This window comes from Microbacterium sp. CIAB417 (assembly GCF_022788845.1).
The window spans coordinates 28,718-50,228 of sequence record NZ_JAHZUT010000002.1 but is presented as its reverse complement, the minus strand read 5'-3'; the positions used below and the strand labels follow the sequence as shown (position 1 = coordinate 50,228).

Annotated in this window: 21 protein-coding genes; 8 read left to right on the top strand and 13 right to left on the bottom strand. The window is 69.7% G+C overall.

Features of this window, described 5'->3' with window-relative positions; genetic code table 11:
• Nucleotides 1–35 precede the first annotated feature (35 nt).
• From KYX17_RS06870 to mnhG, 6 genes are read left to right on the top strand one after another with little or no spacing between them, the layout of a single operon-like run.
• Nucleotides 36–2,939 (top strand): Na+/H+ antiporter subunit A, encoded by a 2,904-nt coding sequence (locus KYX17_RS06870; protein WP_243226245.1) that lies wholly within the window; start codon nucleotides 36–38, stop codon nucleotides 2,937–2,939.
• Nucleotides 2,936–3,475, top strand: coding sequence for a Na(+)/H(+) antiporter subunit C (locus tag KYX17_RS06865; RefSeq protein ID WP_243226244.1), 540 nt, complete (start codon nucleotides 2,936–2,938; stop codon nucleotides 3,473–3,475). Before KYX17_RS06870 ends, KYX17_RS06865 begins: the two co-directional genes overlap by 4 nt.
• A complete protein-coding gene (locus tag KYX17_RS06860) occupies nucleotides 3,472–5,037 on the top strand; it encodes a Na+/H+ antiporter subunit D (RefSeq protein ID WP_243226243.1) in 1,566 nt (521 codons plus the stop codon). Before KYX17_RS06865 ends, KYX17_RS06860 begins: the two co-directional genes overlap by 4 nt.
• Nucleotides 5,034–5,627, top strand: coding sequence for a Na+/H+ antiporter subunit E (locus KYX17_RS06855; RefSeq protein ID WP_243226242.1), 594 nt, complete (start codon nucleotides 5,034–5,036; stop codon nucleotides 5,625–5,627). The genes KYX17_RS06860 and KYX17_RS06855 overlap by 4 nt, the downstream gene beginning before the upstream one ends.
• On the top strand, nucleotides 5,624–5,893 hold the full coding sequence (locus KYX17_RS06850) for a monovalent cation/H+ antiporter complex subunit F (protein ID WP_243226241.1): 270 nt from the start codon (nucleotides 5,624–5,626) through the stop codon (nucleotides 5,891–5,893). The genes KYX17_RS06855 and KYX17_RS06850 overlap by 4 nt, the downstream gene beginning before the upstream one ends.
• Complete coding sequence (mnhG, locus tag KYX17_RS06845) at nucleotides 5,890–6,270, top strand: monovalent cation/H(+) antiporter subunit G (RefSeq protein WP_243226240.1); 381 nt, start codon at nucleotides 5,890–5,892, stop codon at nucleotides 6,268–6,270. Before KYX17_RS06850 ends, mnhG begins: the two co-directional genes overlap by 4 nt.
• 40 nt (nucleotides 6,271–6,310) lie before the next feature.
• Here the strand turns inward: mnhG and KYX17_RS06840 are convergent, their stop codons facing one another.
• Nucleotides 6,311–6,691 (bottom strand): helix-turn-helix domain-containing protein, encoded by a 381-nt coding sequence (locus KYX17_RS06840; protein WP_243226239.1) that lies wholly within the window; start codon nucleotides 6,689–6,691, stop codon nucleotides 6,311–6,313.
• A 97-nt stretch (nucleotides 6,692–6,788) separates the two neighbouring features.
• On the opposite strand from KYX17_RS06840, the gene KYX17_RS06835 reads away from it, so the two are divergent.
• Nucleotides 6,789–7,643: an SDR family oxidoreductase gene (locus tag KYX17_RS06835; RefSeq protein ID WP_243226238.1), complete on the top strand. Its 855-nt coding sequence runs from the start codon at nucleotides 6,789–6,791 to the stop codon at nucleotides 7,641–7,643.
• 60 nt (nucleotides 7,644–7,703) lie between these two features.
• Here KYX17_RS06835 and KYX17_RS06830 read toward each other — a convergent pair whose 3' ends face one another.
• The 12 genes from KYX17_RS06830 to KYX17_RS06775 form a co-directional block, all read right to left on the bottom strand.
• Nucleotides 7,704–8,438, bottom strand: coding sequence for a hypothetical protein (locus KYX17_RS06830; protein ID WP_243226237.1), 735 nt, complete (start codon nucleotides 8,436–8,438; stop codon nucleotides 7,704–7,706).
• A gap of 349 nt (nucleotides 8,439–8,787) precedes the next feature.
• Nucleotides 8,788–10,641 carry a YhgE/Pip domain-containing protein gene (locus KYX17_RS06825; protein ID WP_243226236.1) on the bottom strand — a complete coding sequence of 618 codons (1,854 nt, stop codon included), beginning with the start codon at nucleotides 10,639–10,641 and terminating at the stop codon, nucleotides 8,788–8,790.
• The gene (locus KYX17_RS06820; protein ID WP_243226235.1) at nucleotides 10,638–11,267 is read right to left on the bottom strand and encodes a hypothetical protein; all 630 of its coding nucleotides are present in this window, start codon (nucleotides 11,265–11,267) and stop codon (nucleotides 10,638–10,640) included. The genes KYX17_RS06825 and KYX17_RS06820 overlap by 4 nt, the downstream gene beginning before the upstream one ends.
• Entirely contained in the window at nucleotides 11,267–11,884 is a 618-nt protein-coding gene (locus KYX17_RS06815; RefSeq protein WP_243226234.1) for a TetR/AcrR family transcriptional regulator, read from the bottom strand. Before KYX17_RS06815 ends, KYX17_RS06820 begins: the two co-directional genes overlap by 1 nt.
• 49 nt (nucleotides 11,885–11,933) lie before the next feature.
• Entirely contained in the window at nucleotides 11,934–13,376 is a 1,443-nt protein-coding gene (gene argG, locus KYX17_RS06810; protein WP_243226233.1) for an argininosuccinate synthase, read from the bottom strand.
• A 37-nt stretch (nucleotides 13,377–13,413) separates the two neighbouring features.
• Nucleotides 13,414–14,094 (bottom strand): peptidylprolyl isomerase, encoded by a 681-nt coding sequence (locus KYX17_RS06805; protein ID WP_243226232.1) that lies wholly within the window; start codon nucleotides 14,092–14,094, stop codon nucleotides 13,414–13,416.
• Between the two features lie 232 nt (nucleotides 14,095–14,326).
• Nucleotides 14,327–15,082 (bottom strand): ABC transporter ATP-binding protein, encoded by a 756-nt coding sequence (locus tag KYX17_RS06800; protein WP_243226231.1) that lies wholly within the window; start codon nucleotides 15,080–15,082, stop codon nucleotides 14,327–14,329.
• Entirely contained in the window at nucleotides 15,079–15,888 is an 810-nt protein-coding gene (locus KYX17_RS06795; RefSeq protein ID WP_243226230.1) for an ABC transporter ATP-binding protein, read from the bottom strand. The genes KYX17_RS06800 and KYX17_RS06795 overlap by 4 nt, the downstream gene beginning before the upstream one ends.
• Nucleotides 15,885–16,757: an ABC transporter permease gene (locus tag KYX17_RS06790; protein WP_243226229.1), complete on the bottom strand. Its 873-nt coding sequence runs from the start codon at nucleotides 16,755–16,757 to the stop codon at nucleotides 15,885–15,887. Before KYX17_RS06790 ends, KYX17_RS06795 begins: the two co-directional genes overlap by 4 nt.
• Entirely contained in the window at nucleotides 16,754–17,716 is a 963-nt protein-coding gene (locus KYX17_RS06785; protein ID WP_243227264.1) for an ABC transporter permease, read from the bottom strand. Before KYX17_RS06785 ends, KYX17_RS06790 begins: the two co-directional genes overlap by 4 nt.
• Before the next feature lie 60 nt (nucleotides 17,717–17,776).
• Nucleotides 17,777–19,270 (bottom strand): ABC transporter substrate-binding protein, encoded by a 1,494-nt coding sequence (locus KYX17_RS06780; protein WP_243226228.1) that lies wholly within the window; start codon nucleotides 19,268–19,270, stop codon nucleotides 17,777–17,779.
• A 54-nt stretch (nucleotides 19,271–19,324) separates the two neighbouring features.
• Nucleotides 19,325–20,023: a DUF1684 domain-containing protein gene (locus KYX17_RS06775; RefSeq protein ID WP_243226227.1), complete on the bottom strand. Its 699-nt coding sequence runs from the start codon at nucleotides 20,021–20,023 to the stop codon at nucleotides 19,325–19,327.
• Between the two features lie 200 nt (nucleotides 20,024–20,223).
• Here KYX17_RS06775 and KYX17_RS06770 point away from each other — a divergent pair, with 200 nt between their 5' ends.
• Complete coding sequence (locus KYX17_RS06770) at nucleotides 20,224–21,510, top strand: adenylosuccinate synthase (RefSeq protein WP_243226225.1); 1,287 nt, start codon at nucleotides 20,224–20,226, stop codon at nucleotides 21,508–21,510.
• Nucleotide 21,511 lies beyond the last annotated feature (1 nt).

Sequence of the window (21,511 nt, the reverse complement as noted above, 5' to 3'; positions counted from 1 at the left end):
GCCACGGAGCCCCGACGACCACGAGGAGGCCGCGTTTGCTGGTACTCCTCGCTGCGTTTGCCCTCGTCCCGCTGCTGCTCCCCTGGTTGGTGTCCCGCCTCGGGGCTCGCGCGTTCGCCGTGGCGGCGCTGCTGCCGATCATCGCCTTCGGCCACACATTGTGGCTTGCGCCGCAGGTGCTGTCGGGCGGCATTCCGTTCGAGACATACGAGTGGATGCCCTCGCTCGGCATCGAGCTGTCGATGCGGATGGACATGCTCAGCTGGGTGCTGACGCTCATCGTCACCGGTGTCGGAGCGCTCGTCATGCTCTACTGCCGCTGGTACTTCGCGGGAAAGCGCGAGGGCCTCGGCCAGTTCTCCGCCGTGCTCCTCGCCTTCGCGGGAGCCATGTACGGACTCGTGCTCACCGACGACATCGTCGTGCTGGTCATGCTGTGGGAGATCACGAGCGTGCTGTCGTATCTGCTCATCGGGTACTACCACGCACGCGGTGTCAGTCGCCGTGCGGCACTGCAGGCTCTGCTGGTCACGACCCTCGGCGGACTCGTCATGCTGATCGGCGTCGTGCTGATCGTCGTCGAGGCGGGCACGACCAGCATCTCGACGATCCTCGCCGAGGCTCCCACCGGTCCCGTCGTCAACGCCGCTCTCGTGCTGCTGCTCGTCGGAGCGCTGAGCAAGTCCGCGATCTTCCCCTTCCACTTCTGGCTCCCCGGAGCCATGGCTGCGCCCACGCCCGTCAGCGCCTACCTGCACGCGGCGGCGATGGTCAAGGCCGGCATCTACCTGATCGCCCGCTTCGCCCCCGTCTACGCGGAGGCCGATCCGTGGCGCCCGATCATCGTGTGTCTCGGCGTGTTCACGATGCTGCTCGGCGGCATGCAGGCCCTTCGCGAGTCGGATCTCAAGCGCATCCTGGCCTTCGGCACGGTGAGTCAGCTCGGGTTCTTGACCGTCGTGCTCGGCTTCGGCACGAGGGAGGCGGCGCTCGCCGGTCTCGCACTGCTGCTGAGCCACGCTCTCTTCAAGTCGTCGCTGTTCCTCGTGGTGGGCGTCATCGACCGTCAGCTGTCCACCCGCGACATCAACGAGCTCTCCGGAGTGGGGCGGCAAGCACCGACGCTCGCGACCTTCTCGATCATCGCCGTCGCGTCCATGGCCGGCTTCATCCCCACCATCGGCTTCGCCGCGAAGGAGTCGGCACTGGCGGCGTTCCTCGATGACGGATCGGTCTGGGCGACGGTCGCACTCATCGGCATCCTCATCGGGTCGGCGCTGACGGCGGCGTACGGCATCCGCTTCGTCTGGGGCGCGTTCTGGACCAAGAAGGATGCGGCGGGCGCGCCGCGCGAGCGCACCGAGTGGCCCGACCCGCCCGTCGGCTTCCTCGCGGCGCCCGTCATCCTCTCTGGCCTCACGCTCGTGTCGGGGCTCGCCGCGCCCTGGGTCGACACCGCGTTCGCGCGATACGCCGAGCTCGCCCCGGCCGCCGGCGAGAAGACCACGCACCTCGCTCTCTGGCACGGCCTGGAGCCCGCGCTGTTCCTCTCGCTCGGCACGCTGGCGGTGGGCGCGTTCCTGTTCTGGTTCGCCCTGAAGGTGCGGTGGGCCGAGCGTCGCCGCATCCTCCCGTTCACCGCCGCCGACGCCTACAACGCGGTCCTGCGTCTCATCGCCCGCATCTCGGTGTGGACCACCACCCTCACGCAGCGCGGCTCGCTGCCCGTCTACGTGGGAACGATCTTCGTCGTCTTCGTCGTGTCTCAGGGCGCCACCCTGCTGGCGACGCCGGAGTGGCGCGCGCAGCTGGATGCCTGGCAGTCGCCCACCCAGGTGTTCGTCGCCCCGATCATGATCGTGGCGGGCATCATCGCGGTGCGCGCGCGCAAGCGCTACACGGGCGTCGTGCTGGTCTCGGTGACGGGCCTCGGCATGGTCGTGCTGTTCGCCACGAGCGGCGCCCCGGATCTCGCGCTGACGCAGATTCTCATCGAGACCGTCACGCTCATCGCGTTCGCCCTCGTGCTGCGCCGCATCCCGGCGCGGATGGGCGATCACAACGCCTCGGTCGCGCCGCTCGCGCGAGCCGTGCTCGCCGGCGGAGTCGGACTCACGATGGCCCTCGTCGCGATCGTCGCGACCTCTGCGCGCGTCGAGGCGCCGATCTCGCTCGCCTTCCCCGAGCTCGCCTACGAGATCGGCCACGGGCGCAACGTCGTCAACGTGGCCCTCGTGGACCTCCGCGGCTGGGACACGATGGGCGAGCTCTCGGTGCTCATCCTCGCGGCCACCGGCGTCGCCTCGCTCGTGTTCGTCACCCACCGCTCCGACACGCTCTCCGACTTCACCAAGCCTCTTCCCCGCATCCCTCGCCGTCGTCCGCTGCTCGAGACGTCGGAGGGCCTGCGCCCCCAGGGCGCGGGCGAGAGCGGCCGTCGCGCCTGGCTCGTGGGCGGAGCCAAGGTCAAGCCGGAGAACCGGTCGATCCTGCTCGAGGTCGTCGTGCGGATCCTGTTCCACTCGATCATCATCGTGTCGCTGTACGTGCTGTTCGCCGGCCACAACCTTCCCGGCGGCGGGTTCGCGGGCGGCCTCATCGCCGGGATGGCGCTGGTCATGCGCTACGTCGCGGGCGGTCGCTATGAGCTCGGCGCCGCGGCGCCGACGGATGCGGGGCGTCTGCTCGGGGTGGGCATGCTGCTCGCCGTCGGAACTGCCGTCGTGCCGCTGTTCTTCGGCGTGGACCCCCTGACCAGCACCTGGTTCGACGTGACGATCCCCGTGCTCGGCCACGTGGAGTTCGTGACGTCGACGATCTTCGACATCGGTGTGTATCTCGTCGTCATCGGACTCGTGCTCGACGTGCTCCGCAGCCTCGGCGCCGAGGTCGACCGCCAGAAGCTCCAGCTCGAGCAGCAGGGGGCGGGTGCCCGATGAGTGTCTCCGTCGTCCTGATCGCCGTGATGGCCGTGCTCTTCGCGTGCGGCGTGTACGCGATGCTGGAGCGGAGCCTCACCCGGGTGCTGATCGGCTTCCTGCTGCTCGGCAACGCCGCGAACCTCCTGCTGCTCATCGTGATGGGCTTCCCCGGAACCGCCCCCTTCTTCGCGAAAGGCGCCGACTCGGCCCAGTTCTCCGACCCTCTCCCCCAGGCGCTGACATTGACGGCGATCGTGATCACCTTCGCGGTCTCGGCCTTCTTGCTCGCGCTCATCTACCGCTCCTGGCAGTTGGGTCAGGCCGACACGGTCGAGGACGACGTCGAGGACGTCGCGCTTCGCGGTCGTGCGGTCGAGGACGAAGAAGCCATGGAGGACGAGATCACCGCCGACGACGCGACGACAGACTTCGTGGATGCGGCGAGTGTGCCCATCACGGTGCTCGGCAGCCTCGACGTGCCCGGCATCCGCGACGACGCGCCGACCGACCGACCGACCGCGAGGCGTACCGATGACGAGGAGGGTGAGCGATGAACGCACTGGTTCCGCTTCTGGTCACCCTGCCGCTCATCGGCGCAGCCGTCGCGCTCGTGTTCGGCCGGCGTCGGCGCGTTCAGGTCGCCGTCTCGATCACGACCCTCACCGCGGTGCTCGCGATTGCGGCGGTGCTGCTCGTGGTCGTCGACTCAGGCCAGCCGATCGCGGTCGCCGTCGGCGGATGGCCGATCCCCTTCGGCATCGTGCTGTACGTCGACCGGCTGGCGGCGCTGCTGGTGGTGGTCTCGAGCGTCGTGCTGCTCGCGGTCCTTCTCTTCTCGGTCGGCCAGGGAGCCGCCGACGGCGACGAGGAGACCCCGGTCTCGATCTTCCACCCGTCGTATCTCATCCTCGCGGCGGGCATCTTCAACGCGTTCATCGCGGGCGACCTCTTCAACCTCTACGTGGGCTTCGAGATCCTGCTCGTCGCCTCCTACGTGCTGATCACCCTCGGCGGCACCGAGTCCCGCATCCGTGCCGGCATCGTCTACATCGTCGTCTCGCTCGTCTCCTCGATCCTCTTCCTCGCCTCGATCGCCATGATCTACGGCGCCCTCGGCACCGTGAACATGGCGCAGATCGCCGAACGGATGGGGGAGCTGCCGCAGCACGTCCAGCTCACGCTGCACCTCATGCTGCTGCTCGCCTTCAGCATCAAGGCGGCCGTCTTCCCGCTGTCGTTCTGGCTGCCCGACTCCTACCCCACAGCCCCCGCGCCGGTCACGGCCGTGTTCGCGGGCCTGCTGACCAAGGTCGGCGTCTACGCCCTCATCCGCACCGAGACGCAGCTGTTCCCCGACAGCAACGTGAACGTGCTGCTGCTGATCGTCGCCCTCGCCACGATGATCGTCGGCGTGCTCGGTGCGGTCGCCCAGGCCGAGCTCAAACGAATCCTGTCGTTCACCCTCGTGAGCCACGTGGGCTACATGGTGTTCGGGCTCGCGATCGCGACCCCCGCGGCGATCGGCGCGACGATCTACTACATGGTCCACCACATCGTGGTGCAGACGACCCTGTTCCTCGCCGTCGGACTCATCGAGCGTCGCGCCGGCAGCACGTCGATCCTCAAGCTCAAGGGGCTCATGCGTGCGGCTCCCGTGATCGCGGTGCTTTACTTCATCCCGGCGGTGAACCTCGGCGGGCTTCCCCCGTTCTCGGGCTTCATCGGCAAGTACGGACTGTTCGACGCCGCGGCCCAGGTCGGCACGCCGCTCATGATCGTCCTGATCGTCGCCGGTATCGTCACCTCGCTGCTCACGCTCTACGCGCTCATGCGCGCGTGGAACCTCGGCTTCTGGCGCGAGGACGACACGGAGGAGCCCGAGGTCGAGGCCCGCGTGGAGTACCTCGGCAACGCCCCGGCCGCCGGCATCCAGACCGAACGCCGCGTCATCCCCCGCGTCATGACCGCGGCCACCGCGGGGATGGTCGCCGTCACGGTGGCTCTCACGGTGTTCGCCGGTCCCCTGTACGACATGTGCACCCGCATCGGCGACGCGTTGCTGCAGCCGGTTCAGCTCGTGCAGCTGGAGACGCAGTCCGGGGAGGTCGATCAGTGATCCGACACCTTCGCGGCCCCAAAGGACTCATCGCCCAGACCTGGCGGCAACTGCCGTTCTTCCTCTGGCTCGTCGCCCTGTGGATGCTGCTGTGGGGTCAGTTCACGGTCATCGCGTTCCTGACCGGACTCGTGGCGGCGATCCTCGTCACCCGGGTCTTCCGGCTGCCGCCGGTGGAGCTCTCCGGGCGGGTCAACCTCTGGTACGGCCTCGTGTTCGTCCTCGCCTTCCTCGGCGCGCTCGTCAAGGGCTCGCTGCTCGTGGCCTGGCAGGTCGTGAATCCTCGGCGCTATCCCGGGGTCGCGGTCATCGCTGTGCCGCTCGCCACGAACGACGAGCTGATCCTCGCGCACACCGCGGTCACCGCATCCCTCATCCCGGGATCGCTCGTGATCGACATCGACCGAGACGAGAGCATCCTGTACCTGCACGTGATCGGCGTGAACTCGGATGCGGACGTCGAGGCGCAGCGCCGCCAGGTGCAGCGCTGGGAGCGGCGGATCGTGCGTGCGGTCGGCTCGCGCGCGCAGCTCTCGGAGGTCGCGGCGGCCCGCAGGGGTAGCGCGCAGGCGAAGGAGGCCAGCCGATGAACCCGCTGCTCGTGGCGATCTACCTCGTCTTCGCCGTGGCCGCACTGCTCACGCTGTGGCGCGTGATCAAGGGGCCCTCGATCCTCGATCGGGCCGTTGCCAGTGACGTGCTGCTGACCGAGGTCATGTGCGTGCTGGGCGCGGAGATGGCGATCAATCACCACACCCGCACGCTGCCCGTGCTGCTCGTGATCGCCGCGGTCGGCGTGTTCGGATCGATCTCGATCGCGCGGTTCGTCGCGAGGAAGGACGCGAACCAGCGATGATCGCTCACGTCCAGGCGGATGCGGGATTCCCGATCGATGCCGTCCTCGACGCCACAGCTCTCGTGCTGATCCTCGTCGGCGCGCTCCTGTGCCTGACGGCGGCGATCGGCCTGCTGCGCTTCCACGACGTCCCCACGCGCCTGCACGCCGCGACCAAGCCGCAGGTGCTCGGCTTCCTGCTGATCTGCCTGGCGATCGCCCTGTCGGTTCGCAGCTGGGCCGCGGTGGCCTTCCTCGTGCCGATCGCCCTCATGCAGCTCGCCACGGCACCGCTGTCGGCGCACATGGTGGGCCGACAGGCGTACCGTAACCGCACGCTGGACGAGGACGCGATGTACGTCGACGAGCTGCGCGACAAAGACACCGACCCGCGCTGAATCGTCTGGCGACCGGCAGTGACGCCCGGGGAGGTTCCCGCTACGCCTGAGCCGGCTCCGACTCCCCCGCCACGATCTCATCGGCGTTCACGGCGATCCACTCCAGCAGCGGCAGCATCCGCGCCATGAGCTCGCGGCCTCGGTCGGTGAGGTGGTACTCGACGTGCGGCGGCACGGTCGGGAAGGACTCCCGCTCGACGAAGCCGTCTGCGGTGAGCTGGCGCAGGGTCGAGGCGAGCATCTTCTCGCTGATGCCGTCGACCGCCCGACGCAGCTCGCCCCACCGAAGGGTGCCGCGCACGAGGGCCGACAGCACGAGAACCCCCCACCGGCTCATGACGTGATCGAGAACGGTGCGCGTGGGGCACGCGTGGGTGAACAATCCCTCGGGCAGGGCCTGCAATTTCACATAACTCACCATGACGTGGGTACCTTACTCCAAAGTGGGTACCTGACAAAGGGAATGTCTCAAGCGGAAGGTGGGCTTACCCCCACGTACCGGATCGAAAGGACACCCCATGACCATTCTCGTCACCGCCGCCAGTGGACACCTCGGCCGCCTCATCGTCGAAAGCCTGCTCGAGCGCGGCGTCGCCGCATCCGACGTCGTCGCCGGCGCCCGCAGCCTCGACAAGGTCGCCGACCTTGCAGACCGCGGCGTGCGCACCGCCGTCGTCGACTACGACGCACCCGAGACTCTCGACGCCGCCTTCGCCGGGATCGACCGCGTTGTCCTCGTCTCCGGTTCCGAGGTCGGCAAGCGCCTCGCTCAGCACGAGGCCGTCATCGACGCCGCCGTCGCCGCGAAGGTCGCCGGGCTGGTCTACACGAGCCTCTACCGCGCGACCACCAGCCCGCTGCCCCTGGCGGCCGAGCACGTCGCCACCGAGGAGGCGCTCGCCGCATCGGGTCTTCGCTACACGATCCTTCGCAACAACTGGTACATCGAGAACTACGCGCAGGATGTGGCCCGCGCCGCCGAGTCCGGCGTGATCGCCGCCGCCGTCGCCGACGGGAAGGTCGCGGCCGCGACCCGCGCGGACTACGCCGAGGCGGCGGCGGTCGTCGCGACGGATGACGCGTACCTCGGGCGCGTGCTCGAGCTCGCCGGCGATGTGGCGTTCAGCTACGCCGATCTCGCCGCCGCCGCGGCCGAGATCCACGGACGCGACGTGACGTACGTGGCCCTGTCCGAGGAGCACCTGCTCGAGACGCTGCGGGGTGTGGGACTCGACGAGGGCACGGCTGGCTTCGTCGCCGCGCTGGACGCGGGGATCGCCGCCGGCGCCCTGGACTCCGAGGACCACACGCTGTCGCAGCTCATCGGGCGTCCCACCACGCCGCTGGTCGAGGGGCTCCGCGCCGCTCTCTGATCCGGAGATGAGAAAGGGGCACCCGCGCGCGATGCGGGTGCCCCTTTCTCATGAGGGCTCTCAGTACCAGTTGGTCGCCTGCGAGTGACCCCACGCCGCGCACGGGGTGCCGTAGGCGCGGTCGATGTAGTCCAGGCCCCATCGGATCTGCGTGATCGCGGAGGTCTGCCAGTCGCTGCCGGCCGAGGCCATCTTGGAGCCGGGCAGTGCCTGCGGGATGCCTGTGGCTCCGCTGCCGGCGTTGTAGGCCTGGTAGTTCCAGCTCGACTCACGCTGCCACAGGGAATCGAGGCACGAGAACTGGTCGTCGCCCCAGCCGTAGTTCTCGGCCGCCATCGTGCGGGCCGCTGCGCGAGCGCCGTCCGGCGTGTTCGCCTGCGCGAGCGCGGCGGCTGCCGCCTCCGCGGCCGCCTGCTGCTCGGCGGCGACCTGGGCGTCGTACGCATTGCGCTCCGCGGTGACGCGAGCTGTCGCATCGCGCAGCACGGTGATGGAGGCTTCGGCGACCGCATCCGAGAGCTCCGTGGAGGAGCTCAACCGGGCGATCTCCTTGTCGAGCGTCGTGGTGTCGGCCTTGCCTGCCGCGGAGGCCGAGACCGAGCGCGCGAGCGTGAGGTAGAGCGACGCATCGAGGTCGATCGCGCGCGGCGCAGGATCGGCGGGAGGCGTGGAGACCGACGGGGTCGGCGTGGGTGCCGCGTCGTCGGAGGCTGCGAACGCCGCCGTGGGAACGAGAAGGGGGACGGCCACCAGGACGGCAGCGGCGCTCAACAGGGCGCGACGAAAGCGGGGCATAGGGCTCCAGGGTCAAGCGGCCTGCCTGACGCGGGGCACGGAGAACGCGCGGGCGCGAGTGACGTCGGGGACGATCACGCGCTGCGCCAGCAGGGTGGACAGGCCCCGTCGTCGGGGCTGCCGCCGCACGAGTTCGGGCTCGCGGGCGACCTGGACACCGTAGGGGGGCTTTCTGGACGAACCGTGGCAGGACCCTGGGCGTGCGGTGTATGCGCCCGCATCCGTCCCACGGCCCACCCCCACGCCCGCGAGACAGCATTTCGAGCACGAGATCACTGTCATTACCCGTGATCTCGTGACGGAAATGCTGTCTCGCGGGCCAGGGCCGGGAGTGACGCGGATGCCGGGGCTAGCCGATGAGGGAGGGGGCGAGGTCGCGGAGGCTGCGCTTGTGCGTCATCCGCGTCACGCCCAGAGCCGCGAGCACCAGGGCGCCCAGCATCCAGGTGACGAGCACCGTGATGTCGCTGCCGATCCTGGCGATGTCACCGCCGTACATGAGCTGTCTCATCGCATCGACGACGAAGCCCATCGGCAGCACATGATGAAGTCCCGTCAGCGGTGCCGGAAGAGTCTGCCACGGGAACGTGCCGCCCGCCGTCACGAGCTGCAGCACCATGAGCACGAGACCCAAGAACTGGCCGACCGATCCGAACCACACGTTCAGCGCGAGGATGATGGCCGCGTACGTCAGCGAGGCGAGCACCATGATGCCGAGGGTTGCGAGGGGATTCGCGAACGTGAAGCCGAGCGCGAGCGACAGGACGCCGAACAGCGCGATCATCTGGATGCCGCCCAGAAGGCCTGGCGTCAGCCAGCCGGCCAGAGTGATGCGGACGGGGGAGTGCAGCGCCGTGACCGCGCGGCGCGAGATGGGCTTCACGATCAGGAAGAGCGCGTAGATGCCGATCCAGCCCGCGAGCGAGGCGAAGAAGGGTGCGAGGCCTGCGCCGTAGTCGGCCGCCGCGGCGACCTTGCTCGATTCCACATCCACCGGATCGGCGATCGTGTCGGCCTGCTGCTCGCGCAGCGCCGCGTCGGAGTCGGGGATCTGCGCGACGCCGTCGGCGAGTCCGCTCGAGAGCTGATCGGCGCCGTCATCCAGCTGGGACAGACCCGAGGTGAGTGTGCCCGTGCCGTCGCGCAGCGCCGCCGCCCCGCTCGCTGCGGACTCTGCGCCGTCCGCGAGCTGCGCGGAGCCGCTCGCGAGACTCGCCGCGCCCTGCGACACCTGCGCGGCGCCGGCGTTGAGCCGATCGATCTGACTCACGGCGGACTGGACCCGGTCGTTCGCCGATGACACATCGCCGCCGAGGGTGTCGAGACGCGCGAGCACGGTGTTGATCTCGTCGGGAGTGAGCCCGCGCGCGGCGAGCTCCTCGGCGATCGTGGAACGGATGGCGGGCAGATCGTTCACCAGGCCCTGGGATGCGGTGGCTGCGCGTTGGGCGTACCCGTCGAGTGTGGCGGTGCCCGCCGCGACCTGGCTCGCGCCGACGGCGAGCTGTGACGCACCGCCCGCCAGTTGGGAAGCGCCGGAGGAGAGCTGGGCCGTCCCGTCCGCGAGCTGGGATGCGCCGTCGCCGAGCTTCTGGGATCCGGCCAGGGCGGATGCCGCGCCGTCGGCGAGCTGGGATGCGCCGTCCGCCGCGGTGACGAGGTTGCCGCGGATGTCGCTGATCGCCGTCAGGAGGCGGTTCGCGGCCTGCGTGCCCACCAGCTTCGCCACCGAGGCGCGGATCTTCTCGATCGCCTGCGACCCGATCGTGGAGGCGAGGTAGTTGTTCGCGTCGTTGGTCGACAGCTCCAGCCCCGCCTGCCGCGGCGAGGTCCCGGCGGCCGACTGGAGGGCGTCGGAGAAGTCGGCGGGGATCGTGACGGTGAAGTCCACCGCCCCGTGCTTCAGCGCGTCCTGGGCGCCGTCGGCGCTCATCCGCTGCCAGTCGAACGTGCCGTCCTTCACGAGGTTGTCGGCGACCTGGTCGCCGTAGTTCGTGGTCTCGCCGTTCTCGGTCACGCCCGCATCCAGCACGACGAGGCCCACCGGAACCTGATCGAGGCGACCGTACGGATCCTGGTTGGCCCACAGGTACAGGCCGCCGTAGAGCACGGGCACGCACATGAGGGCGATCAGGGCGATCACCGACATCTTCGTGGACGTCAGTCGGCGCAGCTCCGCCGTGATCATCGCGGGGACCTTCATCGCGCCACCTCCGTCTCATCCATCTCGGCCCGTGCGGCACGGCCTGCGAGCACGGCACCGGCCGCTTGCCCTGCGATCACCAGCACCGCGAGCCCGCGGCCGGCGAACTCCTCCGCCAGCTCCCACCACACGTGCGGATCGCCGCCGTGTCGGTCGGGGGAGACGAGTACGAGTCCCTCCACATCCGGGCGCAGCACGGTGAGCTCCAGCAGGATGCGCAGCCGGTCCGCGGGAGCGACGTCGGCGATGGGGGTGCGCGAGATCTCCAGCAGCCCCGCCTCGGTGAGCCACGCCTTGGTCGCGATCGGGTTCGACGGGCGCCCCGCGAACATGAGCTCTTCGGAGACGACGGTGAACACCGTGACGTTGGGAGCGGGATCCGACACGTCGGGCGCGTCGACGAGCGCGACCTTCCGGCGCAGCGCCGCGTCGTCCTCCGCGCCGCCGATCAACACCACACCGGTGTCGGGCCGCATCCGCCCGCTCGCGATCAGTCCGAGCACCGTCGGGCGCTGCTCGGTCTCTGCGGTCGCGAGCCTCGCGCTGCCCGTCTCATAGGCGAGAGACACGGGCGCGAGGGCCTGGCCGCCGCGCCCCTTGCTGACGGTGATCGCCTCGATGCGCATCAGTCCTCCTCCGCCAGCTCTGGGTGGGCCTCGAGCAGGGCGTCCGTCTCGCGCCAGGAGAGCCCGGCGATACTGAGCACGGTACGCACCGCGAGCCCGCGGGCGTGCGAACTCGCCGCATCGATGCGGGTGATCACCATGCGCGCCGCTTCCTCGATGAGCCGCGCGAGCGTCGCCGCGGTGAGGTCGGCGCGCAGCGTCCCGTCATCCTGTCCCTCGCGCACGATCGCCATCAGGCGGCGCCGAACGGGAGCCAGGATGTAGGCGGTCTGCTCGATGTGCGCGTCGTCGAGGGCGAGGGATGCGGCGACCTGCACCTGCGCGGCCTCGTCCCACAGGCGCGCCGCGAGGCGTGCCAGGGCGACGGGCGCCGGCTCGTCGGTGACGGTCTCAGCGGCGAGGGCATTGAAGCGCTCGGCCCCTGAGCGGACGAGTTCGGCCACGAGCGCGCCGCGGTCGGGGAAGTGGCCGTACACGGCGCGGCGGCTGACGCCCGCCGCCTCGGCGATCGAGGCGATGGACGCGTGCGGGTTGCGCGCGATCAGAGAAGTGGCGGCCGCGACGAGCGCTGCGCGGTTGCGCAGGGCGTCAGCGCGCGACGAAACAGCGGTGGGCATGACGAGGAGTCTACGCCCGAAATTGCACAGGTATGTGCAATTTATCCGATCAGTCGGTTCCGGAGTCGAAGGCGGCGGCCTCGTTGACCGCATCCGTCGCCTCGGCGAGATCCTCGCGCTCGGCGTCGTACGGCTCGGCGTGCTCGACGATCTCGTCCGCCGCACCGCGGCGCAGCTCGCCCATCAGCGCGCCGGTCGCTCCGCCGATGAGCCCGAGGCCCGCGTACTGCTCGAGGCGCGCGCGCGAGTCCTGGATGTCGAGGTTGCGCATCGTGAGCTGGCCGATGCGGTCGGTGGGACCGAACGCCGCGTCGCCCACGCGCTCCATCGACAGCTTCTCCGGCCCGTAGGACATGTGGGGAGCGGTCGTGTCGAGCACCGAGTAGTCCTCGCCGCGGCGCAGACGCAGGGTCACTTCGCCCGTGATGGAGGACCCGACCCACTTCTGGATCGACTCGCGCAGCATGAGCGACTGCGGCTCCAGCCAGCGGCCCTCGTACATGAGGCGGCCGAGACGGCGGCCCTGCTCGTGGTAAGTGGCGAGGGTGTCCTCGTTGAGGATGGCGTTGACGAGGCGCTCGTAGGCGATGAAGAGCAACGCCATGCCGGGAGCCTCGTAGATGCCGCGGGACTTCGCCTCGATGATGCGGTTCTCGATCTGGTCGCTCATGCCCAACCCGTGACGGCCGCCGATGCGGTTCGCCTCGAACACGAGCTCGACCGGGTCGGTGTACTCGACGCCGTTGAGGGCGACGGGACGACCGCGTTCGAAGGTGACCGTCACGTCCTCCGTGGCGATCTCGACGGCCGGATCCCAGAACCGCACGCCCATGATCGGCTCCACGGTCTCCAGCGAGACGTCGAGGTGCTCGAGCGTCTTCGCCTCATGGGTCGCGCCCCAGATGTTCGCGTCCGTCGAGTAGGCCTTCTCGGCGCTGTCGCGGTACGGGAAGTCGTGTGCGACGAGCCACTCGCTCATCTCCTTGCGGCCACCGAGCTCCGTGACGAAGTCCGCATCCAGCCACGGCTTGTAGATGCGCAGCGCGGGGTTGGCGAGCAGGCCGTAGCGGTAGAACCGCTCGATGTCGTTGCCCTTGTAGGTGGAGCCGTCGCCCCAGATGTCGACGCCGTCCTCCTTCATGGCGCGAACGAGGAGGGTTCCCGTCACCGCGCGGCCCAGGGGCGTCGTGTTGAAGTAGGTGCGTCCGGCGCTGCGGATGTGGAACGCGCCGCAGGCGAGGGCCACGAAGCCCTCTTCGACGAGTGCGGTCTTGCAGTCGACCAGGCGCGAGACCTCGGCGCCGTACTGCAGAGCACGGCCCGGGATCGACGCGATGTCGTCCTCGTCGGGCTGGCCGAGATCACCCGTGTAGGTGCAGGGCACGGCGCCCTTGTCGCGCATCCACGCGACGGCAACGGAGGTGTCGAGGCCCCCGGAGAACGCGATGCCGACGCGCTCGCCGACGGGCAGGGACTGCAGGACCTTGGACATGCTCTCGATTCTACTGAGCGGACGGATGCGGCCGCGCTCAGCCGACGGTCACCCCGGTGATCGTGACCGGGGTCTTGGGCTTGCCGTCGGCGCCGCCGCTGTCGGTGCCGGCCGCAGCGATCTGCTGCACGACGGCGGTGCCGGCCGCATCCATGTGTCCGAACACCGTGTAGTCCGGGCTCAGCTGGGTGTCCTGGTAGACGAGGAAGAACTGCGAGCCGTTCGTGCCCGGGCCGGCGTTGGCCATGGCGACGGTTCCCGCGGGATAGGTCTCGGAGCCGTCGAGCTCGTCGGCGTAGCGGTAGCCGGGACCGCCCATTCCGGTCGCGGTGGGGTCGCCGCACTGCAGCACGAAGATGCCGGAGGTGGTCAGCCGGTGGCAGTTCGTGTCGGTGTAGTAGCCCTGGGTGGCGAGGGAGACGAAGCTGTTCACCGTGCAGGGGGTGCGGTCCGCATCCATGGTGATCGGGATGTCGCCGGCCGAGGTCTGCAGGGTCACGGCGACGGTGCCGGTGACCGCGGGCTCGGACGGCGGGGTCGTGACCTCGCGCGCGGCTGCGCCACCGGCGGAGTAGGTGCAGGTGCCGGCCGTCTGCGCATCGGCGCTCGAGGCTGTGCTCTGCGCGGTGACGGCGGGGGCGGGGGCCGCGCTCGCGCATCCGGACAGGAGGGCGAGGGCGGCGACGGCGAGGGGGAGAGCGAGGAGTCGGGCACGCATCCAGTCAGCGTATCCGTGCGCATGGGATGCGTGCGGTGCCACCCGCATCCCGTGCCGGTCACGGGGCGTGCCAGTGGGTGGGAGCGGGCGCTGCCGCCACACTTCTGCGCAACCGCGACAGTCCTTTTCAGGCGCAGGTGCGCAAAGGTGTGGCGGTTGCGCAACTGCGACGCAACTCGGGCAGAGGACAGGGCCCGAGCGGGGCGCATCGCGGGGGAGCGGCGTGAGCGGGTCAGCGGGGGAGGCGGGGGACGGCGGCGACGAGTTCGCGGGCGTAGGGGGTCTCGGCGGCGGTGAGGATGCGGGCGGTCGGCGCCTCTTCCACGACGCGGCCGTGCTGCAGCACCACCGTCCGCTCGCACAGGGCGGCGACCGCGCCGAGGTCGTGCGAGACCATCACCAGCGCGAGGCCCGTCTCCTCGCGCAGGCGCGCAAGCAGCTCGATGACCTGCACGCGTGTCGTCACATCCAGCGCGCTCACCGGCTCGTCGGCGAGGAGCACGCGCGGGCGCGACACGATCGCTCGGGCGATCGCGATGCGCTGACGCTGACCGCCCGAGAACTCGTGCGGATAGCGCTCGAGGGTGTCCGGAGAGAGCCCCACGGCGGCGACCGCCTCGGCGACGCGGGTCGCCGCATCCGCTCCTGACGCCAGACCCAGCGAGCGCAGCGGCTCGCCGACGATCCGATCGATGCGCTGGCGGGGATCGAGCGACGAGTACGGATCCTGGAAGACGGGCTGCACGCTCGCGCGGAACCGGCGCATGAGCGCGCGATCGCGCAACGCGAGGGGCGCGCCGTCGAAGCGCACCTCGCCGTCGCGCGGGCGCGACAGTCCCAGCAGCAGACGCAGGATCGTGGATTTGCCCGCTCCCGACTCGCCGACCAGGCCGACGGACTCGCCCGCACCGACCGTGAGCGACACGTCTTCGAGAACCGTCTGCGATCCGTACGCGAACCCCGCCGCGCGAAGTTCCAGCACGCTCATTGCGCACCCCCTTCGTCTCGCGCACCCGCGTCGAGGGCCGAGTCGAGGATGCGGGCGCTGCCGATCAGCTGCGCCGTGTACGGGTGCGCGGGCTCCGTGAGCACCGAGGCGACCGTTCCCTGCTCGATCATCGCGCCCTGGCGCAGCACGATCACGCGCTCGGCCATGCGGGAGATCACCGCGAGGTCGTGACTGATGAACAGCAGCGCCATGCCCCGATCGTCGACGAGGCGTTCGAGCAGCGCGAGGACGCCGTCCTGCACCGTGACGTCCAGGGCCGTGGTCGGCTCGTCCGCGATGAGCAGGCGCGGCTGGGCCGCCAGCGCGATGGCGATGGCTATCCGCTGCCGCTGCCCGCCCGACAGCTCGTGCGGATAGGCGCGGGCGATGCGGGCATCGGGCAGGGCCACCTCGGCCAGCGCCGCGGCGACCGCGTCGCGCAGCGGCGCGCCGCGGAGCCCCCGCCAGCGCCGCAGCGGCTCGGCGATCTGACGCCCCACGCGCATCAGCGGATCGAGGGCGGTCAGCGGCTCTTGGAACACGATCTGGGCGACAGGTCCGCGCAGCGGCCGCAGGTCCGCATCGCGCGTGCCCACGACCTCCCGGTCGTCGAGCCGGATCGAGCCGGATGCGGACAGGGCCTGCGGCAGCAGACCCAGCACCGCGAGGGCGGTAAGCGACTTGCCGGACCCGGACTCGCCGATCACCCCGACGCGCTCGCCGGGTGCGACCTCGAACGAGATGTCGCGCACGGGCGTCGCACGGCCCGCGCGCACCGAGAGTCCGTTCACCGAAAGCAGGCTCATCGCGACCTCCGCCGGGTCGGGTCGGTCCACTCGCGCAGTCCGTCGGCGAGGAAGTTGATGCCGAGCACGAGCGCCACGATCGCGATGCCGGGGGCGATGGCGCCGACGGGAGCGGTCAGCACGGTTCCCTGCGCCTCCTGCAGCATGCGTCCCCACGACGCGTTGGGGGGCGGGGCACCGAGCCCGAGGTACGACAGGCTCGCCTCCGCGAGCACCGCGATGCCGAACTGCAGCGCGAGGCTCACCATGAGGGTGGGCGCGATGTTGGGCAGCACGTGCTGCCGGATGATGCCGCCCAGTCCTGTTCCGCTCGTGCGCGCGGCGATCACGTACTGCTCGCCGAGAACGCGGCGCGCCAGGATGCGGGTGAGCCGCGCCACCACGGCCGACATCGCCAGTCCGATCGCGAGGATCGCCGAGAACAGCGACGGGCCCTGCACGGCGACCACGAGCATCGCCAGCAGCAGCACCGGGAACGCGATCACCACGTCGAGCGCCGCCGAGAGCGTGTCGTCGAGCCAGGGTCGGGCGAACGCGGCCACGAGCCCCAACGAGATCCCGATCACGGCGGCGATCAGCACCGCGCCGGCCCCGACCGTCAGAGCGATGCGGGCGCCGACCATGAGCTGACTCAGCAGGTCGCGTCCCAGGCGATCGGTGCCGAGCAGGTGTGCGGGGCTCGGGGATTCGAGCCGGTCGCCGCTGATGTCGCTGAGCGGATAGGGCAGCCAGACGAGGGAGACGACCGCGGTGAGCACGACGAGTCCCACCAGCACGATCCCGATGATCAGCGTCGCGTGGGGGCGGCGCCGCCGGACGGATGCGGTGGCGACCGCATCCGTCTGCGCCTTCAGAGCCGCCCCGCTCATCGGTTGCCCGAGACGCTCGTGCGCAGGCGCGGGTCGATCAGACGCTGCACCACGTCGGCGGCGAACCCGACGAGCAGCACGAACAGGGTGCTCACCACGAGGACGCCCTGGATGTTCGCGAAGTCGTGCTGCTCGATGCCGGTGAGCAGCATGCTGCCGAGCCCGGGCAGCGTGAACACGCTCTCGACGACCACCGCTCCCAGCAGCGTCGTCGACAGCTCGATACCGAGGACGGCGACGACCGGCACGGCGCCGTTTCGCACCCCGTGACGCACAAGCGCCTCGGCGCGCGAGGCGCCGCCCGCCCGGGCGGTGCGCAGGTAGTCGCTGCCGAGCACATCGAGGGTCGCGGCGCGCACATAGCGGCTGAGTGACGCGCTCATCACGATCGCGATCGTGATGACGGGCAGGGTCAGCGAGCGCAGTGCATCGGCCGGATCCTCCCAGTCGTGGCGGGGGAACCCGCCCGAGGGAAGCAGACCCAGCTGGAGCGCGAAGATCCAGACCAGGATGACGCCGACCCAGAAGACGGGAACGGCGACACCGAGCTGTGCGAAGCCGGACAGGAGGATGCCGTACCACCGGTCGGCCTTCACCGCGGCGGTGATGCCCACGATGAGCGAGACGACGAGGGCGAGGCCGAAGGCGAGCAGGGTGAGCGGGAGCGTGATCGCGAGGCGCGCCGCGACCTCGTCGCCGACGGACCGCGAGGAGATGTACGACTCGCCGAGGTCGAGGCGCAGCAGCTGCGCGGCCCAGGTCGCGAACTGCTGGACGAGCGGTTGGTCGGAGCCGACCTGGGCGCGGGCCGCCGCGATCTGGTCCGGCGTCGCATCCACCGAGAGCAGGGCGTTCGCGGGGTCGCCGGGCAGCAGCCGCAGCAGGACGAAGATGACGACCATGGCGACGACGAGGGAGACCGCGAGGAACGCGGCCCGACGCAGCAGATAGACGACCATGGGGTTCACCGGGAATGGATGATGCCGCCGACCCGGTCGGTCGGCGGCATCATCCGTGGATCAGGACTTGACGATGTCGTAGGCGAAGAACTGCGAGTTCAAGCCGTTGACCGGGTACCCGCTGACGTCGCTGGAGGCCACGACGATCTGCGGGTAGAGGTACAGCCACACGCTAGCCGCATCCGCCGCGATCTGCTCGTTGACCTGCTTGAGCAGCGAGGTCTGCTCGTCGACGGTCGTGGCCTGCTCGGCCTCGGACACCCACTGGGTCACCTGCGGGTTGTTGTAGCCCCAGTAGAAGTCGGGGTTGCCGTACCAGACCACGTCGCGGTCGTTCACGTGCTCCTGCAGGGTGGCGGTGAAGTCGCGGTCCTTGAAGACCTTCGTGTACCACTCGTCCGCGCTGATCGTGTTGATCTCGACCGTGATCCCGACCTCGGCCAGCTGCGACTGCAGGAACTCCGCGACGGCGGGGTGCGGGTCGTAGCTCGGGGTGTCGAGGGTGAACGTGAACCCGTCTGCGTATCCGGCCTGTGCCAGCAGTTCCTTCGAGAGCGCCGGGTCGTAGGGGTTCACGCCCGTGAGGTCTTCGTACCAGGGGTCGGTGGGCGGCACCATCGAACCGATGAGGGTGCCGTAGTCGCCCCAGATCGAGCTCAGCAGCTTCTTCGTGTCGATGGCCGAGTAGACGGCCTTGCGCACGTCGACGTTGTCGAACGGCGCCACGCGGTCGTTGAAGGCGAGCAGCTCCTTCGTGGTCGAGGTGCCCTCGCTCACGACGTAGTCGCTGTTGCCGTCGAACTGCGCCAGCTGGTCGGGGCCCTGGATGCTGGTGATGAGGTCGATCTCACCCGTCAGCAGCGCGTTGTTCTCGGCCGTCGCGTCGGTGAAGTACGTGAAGACGACCTCGGCGTTCTTGGCGGGGCTGCCCCAGTAGCCGTCGAAGCGCTTCAGGGTCAGCGTGCTGCCCTGCTTCCACTCGTCGAGCGTGTACGGGCCGGTGCCGTCCTCGGTCGTGGTCAGATCGCCCGCCTCGGTGTTGACGATCCACACGTAGCTCAGGTTGTAGAGGAACGAGATCGAGCGCTGCGAGAGCGTGAACACGACCGTGTTGTCGTCGGGGGTCGCGATGTCCGCGATCGGGCCGAAGCTCGACTTGCGGGCCGACTTCGAGTTGTCGGCGAGGACCGCCTCGACGCTCGCCTTGACGTCGGCGGAGGTCAGCTTCTTGCCGGAGTGGAACTCGACGCCGTCGCGCAGCGTGATCGTGTAGGTCAGGCCGTCGTCGCTGACCTCTTCGGACTCGGCGAGCAGGGGCTGGACCTCGCCGTCGTCGGTGAGCTTGTAGAGCCCCTCGTAGACGTTGCCGTTGAAGGCCTCCGTCACGCCCTGACCGCCGCCCTGCGTGTTGCTCAGGTTCTGCGGCTCGTACAGCGAGCCGATCACGATCGTGGCGTCGTCGGCGTTGTCGGCCGTGCTGGAACCGGCGGCGCAACCGGCCAGCAGCAGGGCTGCGGCAGCGGCTGCCGTCACGGCGAGCAGAGGTCTTCTCATGCGGGGGTACTCCAGGGTGCTGTGGGTGTGGTCGGGAAGCTGTGCGGCGCCGCGTCAGGCGGCGTAGATGTCGAAGCCGTCGCGGAAGACGACGGACTTCTCGCCCGCGCGCACCGGAACCTCGAAACGGTTGGATGCGGGAGGAAGCGGGCAGTTGTACTGCGCGGAGAACCCACACGGCGGCACGAAGGCGCGGTTGAAGTCGAGCACGACCCGGTGCGGGTCGCCCTCGACGTGCTGCACGAAGAGGAAGCGGCCGGGTCCGTAGGTCTCGACGCCGTTGGTGGTGTCGCCGAACACGAGCAACAGCTTTCCACCGTCGTCGAAGGCGGCGAGGGTGCGCTCCACTCCGGCGATCGTCGCGGTGATGTCGCCGGGGACGATGAGATCGCGGGTGCCGCCGTTGTCGCGGATGTGCTCGAAGGGCACGGTGCGCGAGGCCTCGACGGGGCGGAACGTGCCGTCGATGACCCAGTCGGGGTCGTAGTCGTAGGTGTCGATCCGTTCGAAGGCGCCGATCGCGGGGGAGGCCGCATCCCAGAAGCGCAGACCGTGCTGCGGCTCGCCCGTATCGATGTCGGTGCGCTCGATCTCGGTCACCTGAACCGTGGGCGCGGCCGAGGCCTGCGCGGCGCCGAGATCGGCGCGAGCGCCGGTCCAGCGCGTCTCGACGAGGGCGAGGTTGCCGGTGGGGGCGGCGACGGCGCGTTCGCGCGCGGCGTGCCAGCGGGCGTGGTCTTCTCGGGCGGACATGATGCGTCCATTCTCGGAACTCGGGGACGTGGTGCCCAATCGGGCGTCACGGAAGGCAATGCGCCGGGCGATCGGGATATTCCCGCGCGCTCGCGTGAGACCGGCTCGATAGACTGCCAGAAGACCTCCCGCTCGACGGGTTCGCGTCTTCCGGTGCCGTCAGGCGCCGTCATCTGCCACCCGATTCGAGGGAGCCACCCATGCCAGGCATCGTGATCGTCGGCGTCCAGTGGGGCGACGAGGGCAAGGGCAAGGCCACCGATCTGCTCGGCTCGCGCACCGACTGGGTCGTGAAGTTCAACGGCGGCAACAACGCCGGGCACACGGTGGTGATCGGCGACGAGAAGTACGCCCTGCACCTGCTGCCCTCCGGCATCCTCTCGCCCGGCGTGAACGCCGTCATCGGCAACGGTGTCGTCGTCGACCTCGAGGTGCTCTTCTACGAGCTCGAGGCACTCCAGGCGCGCGGCGTCGACACGTCGCGTCTGCGAGTCAGCGCGAACGCGCACGTGATCACGCAGTACCACCGCACGCTCGACAAGGTCACCGAGCGCTTCCTCGGCAAGCGTCAGATCGGCACCACGGGGCGCGGGATCGGCCCCACCTACGCCGACAAGATCAACCGTGTCGGCATCCGCATCCAGGACCTGTTCGACGAGAACATCCTGCGCCAGAAGGTCGAGGGAGCGCTCGATCAGAAGAACCACCTGCTCGTGAAGGTCTTCAACCGCCGCGCCATCACGGTCGACGAGATCGTGGAGGACCTGCTCTCGTATGCCGAGCGGTTGCGCCCCATGGTCTGCGACACCGGGCTGCTGCTCAACGACGCGCTGGATGCGGGAGACGTCGTCGTCTTCGAGGGCGGTCAGGCCACGATGCTCGACGTCGATCACGGCACCTACCCCTTCGTCACCTCCTCGTCGGCGACCGCCGGTGGCGCCGCGACCGGCTCGGGCGTCGGCCCGAACCGACTGGACCGGATCGTGGGCATTGTGAAGGCGTACACGACGCGCGTCGGATCCGGTCCCTTCCCCACCGAGCTCTTCGACGAGCAGGGCGAGTGGCTGCGTTCGCGCGGCTTCGAGTTCGGCACCACGACGGGCCGCCCGCGCCGGGTCGGCTGGTACGACGCGCCTATCACGCGCTATGCCACGCGCATCAACGGCATCACCGACCTCGTGCTCACCAAGCTCGACATCCTGACCGGCCTCGAGCAGATCCCCGTGTGCGTCGCCTACGACGTCGACGGTGTGCGGTTCGACGAGGTCCCGGTGAACCAGACCGAGTTCCACCACGCCAAGCCGATCCTCGAGTACCTGCCGGGTTGGTCGGAGGACATCTCGACCGCGCGCACGTTCGAGGAGCTGCCCCAGACGGCGCAGGACTACGTGCTGGCACTCGAGCGGATGAGCGGCACCCGCATCTCGGTCATCGGCGTGGGCGCTGCCCGCGACGCGGTCATCGTGCGTCACGACCTCGTCGACTGAC